Source organism: Dehalococcoidia bacterium (genome assembly GCA_035310145.1).
Taxonomy (GTDB): domain Bacteria; phylum Chloroflexota; class Dehalococcoidia; order CAUJGQ01; family CAUJGQ01; genus CALFMN01.
In genome coordinates this window covers 39,191-53,197 of sequence record DATGEL010000030.1, presented here as the reverse complement: position 1 = coordinate 53,197, position 14,007 = coordinate 39,191, and the positions used below count along the sequence as shown (strand labels likewise).

Genomic DNA, 14,007 nt, shown 5'->3' with positions numbered 1-14,007 from the left:
GAGGATTTGCCGCGGCCGCCCATCCGGTGCAAAACGCCGCATGCGAGCCAAGTATAGCAAAGCGCGCCGCCCGCCCTTCCCGGCGCGGTCCGCGTACTATACGCGTAACCCGACGCCACCTGGATCGCTCCATGCCGGATCGCCCCTTGCCCCTAGGATTGGAGGAACCGCCATCGCAGATCTCCCATGGAAGGGGGAATGGAGGCTCGTATGCCACGCCTGAGCACGTCCGAACTGAACGCCTTTCTCGCCGAGCCGGGGCACCTCGTACGCATCGGCTCCATCGATGCCGACGGCATGCCGCGCGTGGCGCCGGCCTGGTTCCTGCACCGCGACGGCGCGATCCTGTTCACGCCGCGCGCCGCGTCCGTCTTCCTGCACAACCTGCGCCGCGATCCGCGCGTCGCCCTCTCGATCGACGAGGAGGCGCTGCCCTACCGCAAGCTCAGCGTGCAGGGCGTCTGCCGCATCCTGCACGAGACCGGCGACGACGACGCCTGGCGCGACACCTACCGCGCGATCGCGCTGCGCTACGTGCCGGCCACGGGCGCGGAAGCCTACATCCAGAACACGATCGACCAGCCGCGGGCGCTGCTTGCCGTGCCGCTCGCCGAGAGCCGCGTCACCACCTGGCGCATGCCCGTGGGCGCTGAGGCGCGCACCGGCATCTGGGCGCGGCGCTACTACGTCCCCGGCAGCAAGTACGGCCGCGAGGCCGCCGCGGCAGCCGAGCGCGCGGCTCAGTCCTGATCGGGATCGTGTTCAGGCTCGTTGGTCGGCGGGAGCGCGGCCTGGGGCCACGGCCGCTCGTACAGCGCGCCCTCGCCGGGCGCGGGCGGCGGAACCTCGGCCGCCGAACCCGGCGCGGGGGCAACCGGCCAGATCGGGATGCCGGCCGCGCGGCCGAGCGGCGCTCCGCCAACTGCCGGCTCCGCGGCAGGCACGGCCGGCACCATGGCAGTCCCGGCCGGCGCCGTTGCGAGGCCGAGCGCCTCCAATGTAGCCGGCTCCCAGAGGCCGAGCGTGTACGGCGGGTAGTCGTCGCGCAGCAGCAGGCCGTAAGCGGCCACGCGCAGGATCCAACGGTTCAGACCGGCGACCAGCCGCCAGATCCCCTCGGGATAGCGGCCCTCGATCAGGATGGCGACCCAGGCGATCAGCGCGCCGACCAGCAGCGGCAGGAAGAGCAGCTCTACGACCACGAGCTGCGGCAGGATCAGCACGGCGCGGAACAGCGTGCGCACGCGGCTGCGGCGCGGCGGGAAGGCGATCGCGAAGCGCTGCGGAAAACGCTGGCCCAGGCCCGGATACTCGTCGCGCAGCAGTGTGGCGTAGCTCAACACCGCGGCGATCCAGCGCAGGATGGAGGCGCTGAAGCCCCACAGCGTGCGGTCCAGCCGGCCGGAGAAGACGATGATCAGCCAGCTCGCAAACGCCAGCGGGTAGAGCAGCGAGTAGACGAGGGCCAGCGCCAGCAGCTCGGGCAGCAGCAGCACCAGGCGCAGCGCGGCCTTCCAGCGCGACTGCCGCCCGGGATAGCCGAGCGTGTAGATTACCGGATACTGCGGCGCCAGGCGCGCCGGCAGCGGCAGCGGCGGCCCGATCGGCGCCTCGGCCGCGATCTCGGCGGTCAACGGCTCAGGACGAAGGATTCGATCAGCGAGCGCCAGAGCAGGCGGCCGTCCTCGCCGCCGGTCAGCGCCTCCACCGCCCGCTCGGGGTGCGGCATCATGCCCAGCACGCTGCGCCGCTCGTTGAGCACGCCGGCAATGTTCTGCAGCGAGCCGTTGGGGTTGGCGTCGGACGTGATCGTGCCCGCGGGCGTGCAGTAGCGGAAGGCGACGCGCTCCTCCTCGTTCAGGCGGGCGAGCGTCGGCGCGTCGGCGTAGTAGTTGCCCTCGCCGTGCGAGATGGGGATACGCAGCACCTGTCCCGGTGCGCAGGCTGCGGTGAAGGGCGAGCGCAGCGTCTCCGTGCGCAGATAGACGTCCTGGCAGCGGAACTGCAGGCTGGCGTTGCGCATCAGCGCACCCGGCAGCAGCCCCGCCTCGCAGAGAATCTGGAAGCCGTTGCAGATACCAAACACCGGCCGCCCGGCCTCGGCATGGCGCCGCACCGCCTCCATCACGGGAGAGAAGCGGGCGATCGCCCCCGTGCGCAGGTAATCGCCGTGGGCGAAGCCGCCGGGCAGCACCACGCAGTCGGCGCCGGTGAGGTCGGCTTCGCGGTGCCAGACGTACGCGGCTTCCTGCCCGAGCACGTCGGTGACGGCGTGAAAGCAGTCGCGGTCCGACCAGGTGCCGGGAAAGACGACGATGGCGAAGCGCACCGGCTACCTCCACGCGCAACCCGTTGCTATGCTCAGTTCTGGACTCATTGGACTCATTGGACTCATCGGGCTCAGTGGACTCATCGGACTCATTGTCGGAGACGGCGGCGCGCGGCAGCAAGCCCACGTTCTGTCGAGTTGCGATTGAGGGTTGACAGTATGGGTCGGTTCTGAAAGATTAGCCTGGAGTCCATTCGTCCCGTCCCGAGGTGGAGTACAGTCGATGCCGCCAGCACGCAAGTATCTGCCGCTCAATCGCTACCTCGAAGACCTCTCGTCAGATCAGCAAACGATCCAGCTCACCTTCCGCCAGCTTGAGGAGATCCTGGGCGCGGCGCTGCCACCGAGCGCCTGGCTGGCGCACTATTGGGCGGGCAGCACGGTCGCGCGCTACAACTGGGAGCGCAGCGGCTTCGCCGCCAAGCTCGACCGCCTGGACCGGCTGGTCGAGTTCAAGCGCCGGCCGTCGCGGCGCACGGCCACGTCGAGCCCCAGCTAAGGCCGAACGCTTCGCCTCATTCCCCGGCCGGCAGCGCGTCCACGACCTCCGCGGCGATGCGCCAGGCCGCCTTGTGATCCGCGGGATCGAGCGTGCCCTCGCGCACGCGGGCGATCAGCTCGCGCTTGACCTCGCCGATCCAGCGGCCCGGCCCGCGGCCGAAGCGCTGCATCAGCACCGTGCCGTCCAGCGGCGAGACCTCGACCGGCTGATCCAGCAACCGGGCGTGCTCGGCCAGCGCCTGCACGCGGCGGCGCGCCCGCGCGACGACTTCCGGCCGGGCGCTGGTCACGTCGGCGTCCGAGAGGTCGAGCAGCCGCTGCCAGTGCTCGCCCGCGTCGAGGTGCAGGCGGCGCACGGCGCTGTCGGTCCAGTTCGGCTCGTAGCTGTTGGTGCGCAGGTGCAGGCGCACGAGCGTGGCCACGGCGGCGCTGAACGCTGCGTCGAAGCCGAGCCCGTGCAACCGCCGCTCGGACCGATCGGCGCCCAGCAGGTCATGGTTGGGGAAGTGCACCAGGCCGCCCTCGGAGACGAGCGTGTCCGGCTTGGCGATGTCGTGCAGCAGCGCGGCGACGCGCGTGATCGGGTCGGCCGGCGTGGCCGCCAGCACGCGCAGCGTGTGCACGTAGACGTCCTTGTAGCGCCCCTGCCCCTTCGGCATGGCGCGCAGGCGATCGATATCGGGCAGGATCTGCCCAAGCAACCCGGCGCGCTGCGCCAGATCGACGGCGGCATCGGGTACCGGGCAGAGCACGAGCTCGAGCAGCAGCTCACCGCGCCGCGCCGGCGGCAGCCCGCGCAGCGCGGGCGCGCCCGCGGTGAGCAGATCGGCGGTTTCGCGGCCGACGTGTAGCCCGTGCGCGGCGGCCATGCACACCGCCGCGATCAGGCGGCCCGGCTCGGCCTGCACGCGCTCGGTGGCGTCCGCGCACGGGAAGATCGCGCCCTGATCGACGCTGAAGCCGTCGGGCAGCGCGAGGCGCTCGCCTTCCGCGGCAAGGCTGCGGCGGGTGCTGCGGCCGGTCAACGGGCAAGCGGCTCCCTTGGCGCTGCAACCAGTGATTGCCCCCGCCGCGCCAAAAAGCGGCTGATCTCGGCGGCGGCGCGCTCCGGCGCTTCCCAGACGAAACAGTGTCCCGTGCCGCGCACGAACGCCCCTTCCGCGCCGCGGATGCGGCTGGCGATCAGGCGCGCGTTGGCCGGCGGAATCAGCCGATCGCCGTCGCCGGCAAGCACCAGTGTCGGCGCCGTGATCAGCGGCAGGCGCTCCCAGGTCGAAAAGCGGGCGATCGCGCGGGCCTGCTCGGCGAAGACGCTCGGCGGGGTGCCGGCGGCAAGCGTGTCGAAGGCGATACGGGCCAGAAAGGGGCGGTTCGCCGCCGCGAACTCGTCGGCCACCACCGCCGGCCACAGCGACTCGCCCAGGCGCAGCCCCTCGGCGAAACGCCGGCGCCCGTCTGCACCCGGCCAGACGGCGTGCGGCCCGCCGCAGGTGGTAGAAGCGAGCACCAGCCCGGCCAGGCGCGCGGGCTGCCGCAGCGCCAGCTCCTGCGCCACCATGCCGCCCATCGAGAGGCCGAGCACATGCGCCCGCGCCAGGCCGAGCGCCTGCAGCGCGGCCGCCGCATCGTCGGCGAGTTGCGCGATCGTGTACGGCGCCGTGCCGCGCGTCGAGCCGCCGGTGCCGCGGTGGTCCAGCGCGAACAGTGTGAAACCGCGTCCCAGTGCCGTCAGGAACGGCTCGCCCCAGGAGCGGTGGCTGCCGCCCAACCCCATGAGCAGCAGCAGGGGCGGGCCGGCGCCGCGCTCCGCAAACGCCAGCGAACAATCCGCGAGCCGCACGTGCGGCATGGTTGCTACCCCTGCCTCGCCCAAACGCTCGGCTGTCCCCTCCCCCGCAGGGAGGCGTTTCTCTGAGGACGATCGGTTGGCCTGGAACCGCCGCCAACGGCTATCGGCCGGCCGGCCTACGTCGTTGGCGGCTGAGGCCCGCCGGCAGCCCTCGAACCCCACCCTTCCTCTTGACGCATGACATGAAGGGAAGGGGCAGACTTCGCGTGCGAAGTCAGGATCAGGCATATGGTAGCATGGCCCCGGCCGCCGGCCGGCGAGCCAGCGTCGCAGGAGCGTGCAGCATGGCCATCCTCTACGAAAAGAAGGGGCGCATCGCCTACGTCACGATCAACCGGCCGGATGCGCTCAACGCGATCGACCCCGAGACCAACGACGAGCTGTCGCACGCCTTCCACGACTTCCGCGACGATCCGGAGCTGTGGGTGGCGATCCTCACCGGCGCGGGCGATCGCGCCTTCTGTTCGGGCGCCGACCTGAAGGCGCTGATTCCCCATCTCTCCAACCTGGCCAGGGCGGACAAGCTCACGACCTTCAGCCTGGGCGGCATCACCCGCGACTTCGCCTGCTGGAAGCCGATCATCGGCGCGATCAACGGCTACGCCCTGGCCGGCGGGCTGGAGCTGGCACTGGCCTGCGACCTGCGCGTGGCGGCCGAGACGGCGCGCTTCGGCCAGCCCGAGGTGCGCTGGGGCCTGATCCCCGGCGCGGGCGGCACGCAGCGCCTGCCCCGCGCCCTGCCGCTGGCACGGGCGCTGGAACTGATCCTGATGGGCACACAGCTCACGGCGCAGGAGGCGCTGCAGCTCGGCCTGATCAACCGCGTGGCGCCGCGCGACCAGGTGCTGGCCGCCGCCGAGGAGATGGCGAACACGCTGCTGGAGATGGGGCCGCTGGCGATCCGGCTGGCAAAGCAGGCCGCCTACCAGGGGCTGGATCGGCCGCTCGATCAGGGCCTCGACCTGGAGATGCGGCTCTTCCGCCAAGCGCTGCTGAGCGACGACGCGCAGGAAGGGCCGAAGGCGTTCGCCGAGAAGCGCAAGCCCGCATACACGGGGCGCTAATGGCCTGGCGAACGCCTGGCGGCGCCGCCACGCGAGCGTGACGCTCGACGTAACGAGGAGACCTGAGACAGCGCCGAGTTGACAGTTTCGGATAACGCCGATATAACAACCGCAGCGCGTTCATACCGAAAGGATTAAAGCGTTTTGCGGTTTCGCAGAACGCTGCTGGCACTGGCGGCGCTGGGACTGGCGGGGCTTGGCACCCGGGCGGCGCACGGTGCGGCAGCGATCCACCTGCCCTACCCCGCCGGCGCAGCGGTTTCGATCCTGCAAGGGTACAACGGCGGCACACACCAGGGCGTCGAACGCTACTCCCTCGACCTCACCCGCGACGACGGCAAGACCTCCGGCTCTCCGGCATTGGCGCCGGCCGCCGGCACCGTCGTTTGGGCCTATCCGCCCGGCAGCAACAACGGCTGCATCGGCATCCAGATCGACGACGGCGGCGGCCTGCACGAGATGCTCTGCCACATCATCCTCAATCACAGCTACGGCAACGGCGAGCATGTCTCCGGCGGCCAGGCGCTGGGCACGGTCGGCGCGCCGGGCACGGTCGGCAACAACGGCACCGCGCACATTCATTTGCAGCTCTACCGCATCGTGGACGGCGACCGTGCGCCCGTGCCCTTCGCCCTGCCGGACGGGCTGCCGCTGGAGGGCGTGAGCCTGCCCGCGGGCAACGCGACCTACAACCAGTGGGCCTGCAACGGCTCCGGCCCCGGCTGCCACGTCGTCTCGCAGAACGGTCCCAGCGCTGCGCCTGCTACCACGCCCGCCCGCAGCGGCACGACGCTCACCTCCGCCGCGACCACCAGCACCGGCGGGGCCACGATCGGCTCGCCGCGGCAGAACGGTCCGCTCGGTGTGGGCGCGGCCGTCGTCGTCAGCGGCACGGGCGACTGCCTGCGCGTGCACAGCAGCCCGACCACGAGCGCGAATACGGTCTACTGCCTGCCCGACGGCTCGCAGTCGGTGATCACCGACGGCCCGCAAACGGCCGAAGGCTACACCTGGTGGAAGCTGGGCGACCTCGGCTGGAGCGTGGCCGATTACCTGCAGGCGATCAACGGCGGCAGCTCGATCGCCTCGCCGCCGGCCGCGGCCAGCAGCCCGGCCGCGGCCGCTTCGCCCACCCCGGCGCCGTCGCCCTCGCCGGCAGCCCCACCGGCTGCATCGCCAACACCGGCGCCCTCACCGGCGGCGACGCCGGCCGCCGCGCCGCCCGCGCCACCGCCGGCCAGTGCGGGTGCGGCCGCCACGCCGCAGCCCGAGCTGCCGAACGGCGTCGCCTACGCCGTGGGCGATACGGTCATGACGGCAGGCGCCGACGACTGCCTCAACGTGCACGACGCGCCGTCGCTCAACGGCACGATCGTCGACTGCGTGCCGGACGGCACCACGGGCACGGTCATGGACGGCCCCGTGCAGGCCGATGGCTACACCTGGTACCGGCTGGACAACCGCGGCTGGGTGGTGAGCACCTATCTGCAGCGGCCGTAGAGAGCGGGCCCTCATAACCCCCCGACCCCCTTCTCTCCCAATACTGGGAGAGAAGGGGGCGATCGTGGGGAGGTTGGGCGCGGGCTGGCCGGGTTAGCATGGCCCGGCTGGGCGCCCTGAGCGCGTTCAGGCTGCGCACCGGTGAGCCGCAGACCGTACGGCACGCCCGACGCCGGATCGCCCCTGCTCTCCCATATGTTCGCCAAATGCGGCAGATCTCCCAACCATCTGTATATGGGAGAGCAGGGGGACGGGGGTTATGCGGGCCGCGCCAGCGCCGCCGCGCGTGCGCTCACGATCTGCTCCACGTGCTGCGGCAGCGAGATCGCGTAGATGCGGCAGGCTTCGGCCAGGCTCAAGCGGCCGCGCTCTTCGTGCAGGCCGACTCGCTCCCAGGCCTCGGGCGGCAGTTGGCGCAGCTCGGCCGCCAGTTGCATGAGCATGCCGCCCAGCCGCTCCGCCAGCGCCGGAAACGGCTGCGCCTGGTAGCCGCGCTCCCGCACCCAGGCGTCCTGATCGAAGGCGGGCAGCGAGGGCTGATCCTGCGTGGCGATATGGCGGAAGCGCTCGCCCCAGACCTCGGTCTTGTCGATCAGGTGGCCGGTGATCTCCGCGATCGACCACTCGCCCGCGGCCGGGCGGCGGCGCAGTTGCTCCTCGCTCAGGTCGGCCGTCAGGCGGCGCAGCGAGAGGGGCAGCGTTTCGATGATCTGCAGGGCAAGCTCTTCCACGCGGGTTCTCCTGCACCGCCCTCAGGCGACCGCCGCCGTCTGCTGGCGCACCCGCGGCAGCAGGTCGCGTTGGTACGCTTCGAGGTGCTGCATCAGCTCCCCTTCCGGGCAGATCGGCACGAGGATGATGTGCCGCGCGCCGGCCTGCACGAACTGTGCCAGCCGCTCGGCGCACTCCTCCGCCGTACCCAGCACGCAGTAGCGCTCCACCAGGTTCTCGAAGTCCTGGTTGTACTGCCGCGAGAGGCGCTCGACGGCGCGGCGGTGCGCCAGCTCGTGCGTGTCTGCCAGGGCGGTGAACTGGTAGAGCACCCGCTGAAAGCCGTCCATGCTTTTGCCGGCCGCCGTGCGCTGCTGCTCGATCGAGGCCAGCGCCGCGCGGTAGCGATCGGGTGTGAACAGATACGGCATGTAGCCGTCGCCCAGCCGCGCCGCGCGCGTGACCGCGGCCTCGGAGCGGCCGGCGACGACGATCGGCGGGCCGCCGGACTGCACCGGCTTCGGCGCCATCGTCGCGTCGGAGAACGTGAAGAAGCGGCCCTCGTGCGAGACGTGGTCCTCGCTCCACAGGCGCTTGATCACGCGCATCGCCTCGTTGGAGCGCGGCCCGCGCTCGTTGACCGGCACGCCCGTCGCCTCGAACTCTTTGGGGAACTCGCCGCCCACGCCGATGCCCAGCACCATGCGCCCGTTCGAGATCACGTCCAGTGTGCTGAACGACTTGGCGACGATCGTGGGATGGCGCAGCGGCAGGAGGAAGATCGCCGTGCCCAGCGTCGCCTTCTGCGTGAGCGCCGCCAGGGCGCCGAGCTGCGGCACCGCTTCTAAGATCGGGCCGTAGAAGAGGATGTGCTCGCTCACCCAGAGCGAGTCGTAGCCCATCTGCTCCAGCTCCGGCCCGCTGCGCAGCTGGTTGCCGGCCAGCGTCGTGCCGATCTTGAGCTCAACCATCGTCTACTCTCCCGCGGCGGCTTCCGGCGCGGCCGCGGCGCCGTTGCGATCGGCGCCGCCGCGCGGGTGCCAGCCGAAATCGAACAGGTCGCGCTGCCGTCGCAGCGAAAGGAAGCGCTCGCCGGGCGGCGCATCGAGGTAGCAGCGGACCTCGTAGCGCTGCCGCCCGACGAACTGGTAGCCGGAGACGTAGCCGGCGGTACGCCGCTCCAGCTCGGCACAGACCGCGCGCTGCGCCTCGGCGTCGTCGCCGGCGTAGCACAGGCGGGCGCCGTTCTCGCCGTAGACCAGGTAGATCGCGCCAGACGGCTGTTCCCCGCTTGCCAGAATTCCCGCCCGCTTCCCAGGATGCTCGCGGCCGCGCCGGCGCGGCGCCGCAGATCGCTCTGGTCCAGTTCTAGCGGCTTGGCGGGGCAGCGAGCAAGCCGGCCGCCGGCGATGGCAAAATATGAAGAGAGGAGGCGCCGCCGGACAACGGCAGATACGGGGCGCCTGCCGCGAGGTGCAGACGATGGCGCAGGGCGGAGGCGGCTCGGGCGGTTACCAGATTCTGGGCACGGCTGCCTGGTTCGCCGGCATGGGCTGGACGATCGCCATCGCCATCATCCTCGGCGTGCTTGCGGGCAACTGGCTGGACGGCCGCGCGGGCACGCACCCGCTCTTCCTGCTGATTGGACTCTGCCTGGGGCTGGCGCTGGGGCTGTTCTCCGCCGGGCGCATGTTGATGCGCTTCCTCAGCAGCGGCAGCTAACGGGCGCTCGGCCCCTGCCACCCGCTGCCGTGTCCGCGCGCACAATCGCCGGTCCGGTCGCGTTCATACTTATAAGAGCGGTTGCGCCGCGGCGTTGGGCGCGCCCGCCCGCGCTTTGCCGGCACGGCAGGAACCGTTGTGCGCGCCGGCAACGGCGTTGACACGGAATTGGCACGATCGATACGCTAACCGTGTTCCCCAGCGAAGGCGAAGGCGGGGGCGTAGCGGCGTTCCGATCGTTGAGGCGGTCATGCTCCCCTTCGACGAGCTGGTGCTCAACAAGTACCGCATTTTGCGCAGCGAAGGCCGCCGCGACGGCCTGCTGGGGCGCGGCACCTTCGGCAGCGTCTACAAGGCGCACGAAGAGCTGGCCGACCGCTTCGTCGCCATCAAAGAGCTGGGCCTTGACTCCGCCGATCTCGAAACGCAGCAGGAAGAGGCGCTGCGCCGCTTCCTGACCGAAGGCCGGCTCGGCCTGCGCGTGCGCCACCCCAATATCCTCGAAGTCCACGCGATCGAGCCCTACGAAGAGGGCTATCTGCTCGTGATGGAGCTGGCCGAAAGCGGCGACCTCAAGGGGTTTCTGCAGCGCGGCCGGCCGCCGCTGCAGCAGGCGATCACGATCGCCACCGGCATCGCCCGCGGCCTGCAGGCCGCACACGAGCGCGGCATTGTGCACCGCGACCTCAAGCCCGGCAACGTCTTCCTGATGGAGGACGGCACGCCCAAGGTCGCGGACTTCGGCGTGGCGCATATTCCCCAGGCCGTCGGCGGCTACCTGAGCATGACGCGCACCGGCTTCCAGCCGGGCACCGTGATCTACATGTCGCCCGAGCAGGCGTCGGGGCGGCGCATCGACCACCGCTCCGACCTCTACTCGCTGGCGGTGATCTTCTTCGAGCTGCTCACCGGCACGTTCTACGTCAACATCCAGAAGTGTCGCGAGCTGGCGCAGTCGCGGGCGGAGAGCACGCCCGTGCTGGAGGAGCTGCGCTTCTTCCAGGTCTTCTCGGAAGTCGCCTTCGAGGGCGAGATTCCCCGCCCCAGTACGCGCAACCCCGCGATTCCCGCCTGGCTCGACGAGCTGGTGCTGCGCGGTCTGGCGCGCAACCCGGACGATCGCTTCCAGAGCGGGCGCGAGTTCGCCGAGGTTTTGCAGCAGGGCGAGTTGTCCGCCGCCAGCGCCGCCGCCTATCCCCCGCTCGACGCCACGATCATCGAGCCGCTGACGCCGGCCTCGCTCGGCCGCCCGCAGGCCGAGCCGGAAGCGCTCACGCCCGCGCCGCCCGCCGACGCGACGATCGTCGAGGAGCGCACGCCCGGCCCGGCGACGCCGCCGGCGCCGCCCGAGCCAACCCTCTACGAGCCGCGTACGCCGGCCCCGCCCGAGCCCACGCTTTATGAGCCGCGCACACCGCCTCCGCCCGAGCCGACGCTGCCGGAGGTGCGCACGCCAGCTCCGCCCGAGCCGACGCTGGCCGAGCCGCTGACACCATCACGTCCATTCGCGCCCGCGGCCGACACCACGGTGGTCGATCTGCCCGCGCCCGCGGACGCCACGCCGGGCATTCGGCCCGCCGCGCGCGACGCCGGCGTCATCGAAGGGATCGCCGAAAGTGAAGAGGCCCGCTACGTGCGCCCGCCGGTGTCGCCTCCGGCGGTGGACGATCACGAGCAGCAGACGGTGTACGTGCCGCTGCCCAGGCGTGACGAGCCGCGCCGGTCCGCGGACGGCGCCGCCGCGGCCGGCGCAGGCGGCGGTGCGGCACTGGCCGGAGCGGGCGGCGCCGCCGGCCGCGGCGGCGCCGTGGGCGGACGTACGGCGCCCGAGCCCGCGACCGGCGGCGGCATCAAGCGACTCTGGCCGCTGGCGCTGGCCGCCGTGCTGCTCGTGGCGGCCGGGGTGGGCATCCGCTTCGCCGTGGCCGGCGGCAAGTCGAGCCCCAGGCCGACGCCCACGACCACGGCGGCGAACGTGACCGCGTCTGCAACCGCGGCCGTGTCGAGCACGCCGAACCCGACCGCCTCACCGTCGCCAAGCCCCACGGCAAGCCCGACGCCGGCGCCCACCGTGACGCCCGCCGACAAGCTTGACGTCGCCACGCTGCTGCGGCCGAACGCAACCAGGCTGCAGAGCTTCGTCGTTGCCGGCAAGAATGCCGGCGATCCCGGCCAGCTCGTGCTGCAAAGCCAGGCGCCGGACAGCAGCGGCTGCCAGCGGCCGTATATCGACGTCTACCGCCCCGACAAGAGCGGCAAGTGGGCGTCGGTCTGGGACGCGACCCAGCAACCCTCGGCGGAGAAGGCGCTGCTGCCGGCGGTGAAGAAGAGCGGCGATCAGTGCTTTCCCAACGTCGAAGCGCTGCTGGTGCAGCCGCTGATCGACAACGGCCCGCCGCACGGCCTCGCCTCGATCATCCTCGACGAGAAGGGCACGCGACGCCTGGTCGCCTTCAGCTTCGACGACGCGGCCAAACCGGTGGCGCTCGACTTCGACCTGCAGACGACGCCGGGCGCGACGGTCGAGCTGACCGACGGCAAGCCGCAGGGCGTGCACATCATCGAGAATGCCTATGCCTCCGGCGACAGCGGCGTGAACGGCGGCTACGACCAGCCGATCGGCAAGTTCGACGAGATCCTGACCTGGGACGCCGGCGCCAGGACTTTCAAGCAAGGACATCACAGCCTCGCGCTCAACTGCACGAGCGGCAAGATCACGGCGCTGGGCGGCTCGGCCCTGCAGGCGCAGTGCGCGGACGGCAGCTACACGGCCGTGGCCGTCGGCGGCAGCACCAAATACGACGCCAACGTCGCCTTCGCCGACCTGAAGGCGGGCGACGACGTGACCTTTGCCGTGGACGAAGCCACGCTGGCCCCCGCGGATCCGCTGAACGCGCTGCCCACGGCCGCATCGCTGAGCGACGCCGCCGCCAAGGCGCGCAAGGCGCCGCCGCCGAGCACCACGGGCCGCCCGGCGACGACCGGCACGACCGGAGTGCCCTCATCCTCCGGCACCAGCGGCACCACCGGCCGGCCGGCAACGACCGGTACGACCGGCGTGCCCTCGACTTCGGGCGCCACGGGGACCAGCGGCTCGACCGGCGTGCCGTCAACCTCGGGCACCGGCGGCACCACGGGTGGCAGCACAGGCGGCTTCAGCACCGGCGGCAGCACAACCGGCGGCACCAACGGCGGCTTCAGCACCGGCGGCGGCACAACCGGCGGCACCAACGGCGGCTTCAGCACCGGCCGCTAAGTCTCGCATCGCTCGGTCGCCGGCGCCGGCCTCCGGGCATGTCGCGGAAGGATGCACCGCGTCGCGCTGGACGGCAGGCAGCTGCTGTCATATCGTGTGGGCTGTCGCCTCAGTCATAGCGCTGCAACGATCTACATCTACATCTACAAGGGAGGGTGCGCGACCGATGAGCGGACGACTGCATGGCCGCACGATCAGGCTCGGCCTGGCAATGGTGATTGCCGCGGTCGCGCTGGCCGGCGTCATGGGGCGGCAGCCGGCACGCGCCCAGGCGCCGGCGCAGTTCGCCTACGTGACCTTCATTCCCGGCTGGAACCTCGTCGCCTTCGCCGGCGGCGGCGACTACAGCGGCAACGTGATCCAGCAGTCGTCGGACAACGCCCTCTTCACCTGGCGCCCCGGCGACAGCAACTACGAGGCCAGCGACCCGAGCAAGGCCCAGGGCGGCTACGGGTACTGGCTGCATGTCACCAAGCGCTTCAACGTGCTGCTCGACATCAGCGATCAGGACTCCACCAGGGTGAACGTCTCGGCCGGGGAGTGCGTGCTCGTCGGCAACCCCAGCACACGCGGCTCGGCGCGGGTGCGCGGCGCCGACCGCTCGTTTGAGTTCTCCGTCACGTTGAACGACTACGTGCCAACCGATCTGATCGGCATCGGCCGGGCGGCGTGGGTATGTAACGATACCCATTCCGGCCCCGTGTCCGTGGGCTATGAAGGCGATCAGTTCCGCGGCGTGAACTGGCCGGGTTGCTGCGACGCCGGGCCGACGCCCAACCTGGGGCAGGGGCTGGTGGTCTTCCAGAACGCCAGCGATGCGCCGCTGATCGTGGGCCTGCGGCAAACCGACACCAACGGCGACCCGTTGACCAACGGCGACGGCGTTTCCGGCGCGGTGGCGCCGAGCGGCGGCGCCGGCGGCTGCGATGGCGCCGCGTCGTTCCCCTTCTCGATGGCGCCGGGTACCTACACGCTGCATATCCAGTTCGAGCAGCCGAGCACACCGGACATCCAGCTCGATATCAGTATCGAGCCGGATCACAAGTACCTCTTCTGCTACCACCCCGGCACGTAG

The 14,007-nt window shown here is 71.3% G+C and carries 13 protein-coding genes; 7 read left to right on the top strand and 6 right to left on the bottom strand.

What is annotated here, in order from left to right:
* The first annotated feature begins 210 nt into the window (after window positions 1–210).
* The gene (locus tag VKV26_05535) at window positions 211–750 is read left to right on the top strand and encodes a pyridoxamine 5'-phosphate oxidase family protein (protein ID HLZ69357.1); all 540 of its coding nucleotides are present in this window, start codon (window positions 211–213) and stop codon (window positions 748–750) included.
* Here the strand turns inward: VKV26_05535 and VKV26_05530 are convergent.
* Entirely contained in the window at window positions 741–1,634 is an 894-nt protein-coding gene (locus VKV26_05530; protein HLZ69356.1) for a DUF4389 domain-containing protein, read from the bottom strand. The two genes, VKV26_05535 and VKV26_05530, sit on opposite strands and share 10 nt — an antisense overlap.
* A complete protein-coding gene (purQ, locus tag VKV26_05525; protein HLZ69355.1) occupies window positions 1,631–2,329 on the bottom strand; it encodes a phosphoribosylformylglycinamidine synthase subunit PurQ in 699 nt (232 codons plus the stop codon). Before purQ ends, VKV26_05530 begins: the two co-directional genes overlap by 4 nt.
* Window positions 2,330–2,552: 223 nt before the next feature.
* On the opposite strand from purQ, the gene VKV26_05520 reads away from it, so the two are divergent.
* Complete coding sequence (locus tag VKV26_05520; GenBank protein HLZ69354.1) at window positions 2,553–2,828, top strand: hypothetical protein; 276 nt, start codon at window positions 2,553–2,555, stop codon at window positions 2,826–2,828.
* 16 nt (window positions 2,829–2,844) lie between these two features.
* On the opposite strand, the gene VKV26_05515 is transcribed toward VKV26_05520, so the two are convergent.
* Window positions 2,845–3,855 (bottom strand): HD domain-containing protein, encoded by a 1,011-nt coding sequence (locus VKV26_05515; GenBank protein ID HLZ69353.1) that lies wholly within the window; start codon window positions 3,853–3,855, stop codon window positions 2,845–2,847.
* Complete coding sequence (locus VKV26_05510) at window positions 3,852–4,679, bottom strand: alpha/beta hydrolase (protein ID HLZ69352.1); 828 nt, start codon at window positions 4,677–4,679, stop codon at window positions 3,852–3,854. The genes VKV26_05515 and VKV26_05510 overlap by 4 nt, the downstream gene beginning before the upstream one ends.
* 284 nt (window positions 4,680–4,963) lie before the next feature.
* Here VKV26_05510 and VKV26_05505 point away from each other — a divergent pair, with 284 nt between their 5' ends.
* On the top strand, window positions 4,964–5,743 hold the full coding sequence (locus VKV26_05505) for an enoyl-CoA hydratase-related protein (protein ID HLZ69351.1): 780 nt from the start codon (window positions 4,964–4,966) through the stop codon (window positions 5,741–5,743).
* Between the two features lie 144 nt (window positions 5,744–5,887).
* Complete coding sequence (locus tag VKV26_05500; protein HLZ69350.1) at window positions 5,888–7,243, top strand: peptidoglycan DD-metalloendopeptidase family protein; 1,356 nt, start codon at window positions 5,888–5,890, stop codon at window positions 7,241–7,243.
* Between the two features lie 257 nt (window positions 7,244–7,500).
* On the opposite strand, the gene VKV26_05495 is transcribed toward VKV26_05500, so the two are convergent.
* On the bottom strand, window positions 7,501–7,974 hold the full coding sequence (locus VKV26_05495) for a DinB family protein (protein HLZ69349.1): 474 nt from the start codon (window positions 7,972–7,974) through the stop codon (window positions 7,501–7,503).
* A 21-nt stretch (window positions 7,975–7,995) separates the two neighbouring features.
* Window positions 7,996–8,925: an LLM class flavin-dependent oxidoreductase gene (locus tag VKV26_05490; protein ID HLZ69348.1), complete on the bottom strand. Its 930-nt coding sequence runs from the start codon at window positions 8,923–8,925 to the stop codon at window positions 7,996–7,998.
* Between the two features lie 511 nt (window positions 8,926–9,436).
* On the opposite strand from VKV26_05490, the gene VKV26_05485 reads away from it, so the two are divergent.
* The 3 genes from VKV26_05485 (at window position 9,437) to VKV26_05475 (ending at window position 14,007) form a co-directional block, all read left to right on the top strand.
* The gene (locus VKV26_05485) at window positions 9,437–9,676 is read left to right on the top strand and encodes an AtpZ/AtpI family protein (GenBank protein HLZ69347.1); all 240 of its coding nucleotides are present in this window, start codon (window positions 9,437–9,439) and stop codon (window positions 9,674–9,676) included.
* A 250-nt stretch (window positions 9,677–9,926) separates the two neighbouring features.
* Window positions 9,927–12,932, top strand: a complete 3,006-nt coding sequence (locus VKV26_05480) for a protein kinase (GenBank protein ID HLZ69346.1) — start codon at window positions 9,927–9,929, stop codon at window positions 12,930–12,932.
* Between the two features lie 166 nt (window positions 12,933–13,098).
* The gene (locus VKV26_05475) at window positions 13,099–14,007 is read left to right on the top strand and encodes a hypothetical protein (GenBank protein HLZ69345.1); all 909 of its coding nucleotides are present in this window, start codon (window positions 13,099–13,101) and stop codon (window positions 14,005–14,007) included.

Excerpts from the sequence above, each read along its gene's own strand:
- VKV26_05535 (HLZ69357.1), top strand. The coding sequence starts at position 211 with ATGCCACGCCTGAGCACGTCCGAACTGAACGCCTTTCTCGCCGAGCCG.
- VKV26_05520 (HLZ69354.1), top strand. The coding sequence starts at position 2,553 with ATGCCGCCAGCACGCAAGTATCTGCCGCTCAATCGCTACCTCGAAGAC.
- VKV26_05510 (HLZ69352.1), bottom strand. The coding sequence starts at position 4,679 with ATGCCGCACGTGCGGCTCGCGGATTGTTCGCTGGCGTTTGCGGAGCGC.
- VKV26_05505 (HLZ69351.1), top strand. The coding sequence starts at position 4,964 with ATGGCCATCCTCTACGAAAAGAAGGGGCGCATCGCCTACGTCACGATC.
- VKV26_05490 (HLZ69348.1), bottom strand. The coding sequence starts at position 8,925 with ATGGTTGAGCTCAAGATCGGCACGACGCTGGCCGGCAACCAGCTGCGC.
- VKV26_05485 (HLZ69347.1), top strand. The coding sequence starts at position 9,437 with ATGGCGCAGGGCGGAGGCGGCTCGGGCGGTTACCAGATTCTGGGCACG.
- VKV26_05480 (HLZ69346.1), top strand. The coding sequence starts at position 9,927 with ATGCTCCCCTTCGACGAGCTGGTGCTCAACAAGTACCGCATTTTGCGC.
- VKV26_05475 (HLZ69345.1), top strand. The coding sequence starts at position 13,099 with ATGAGCGGACGACTGCATGGCCGCACGATCAGGCTCGGCCTGGCAATG.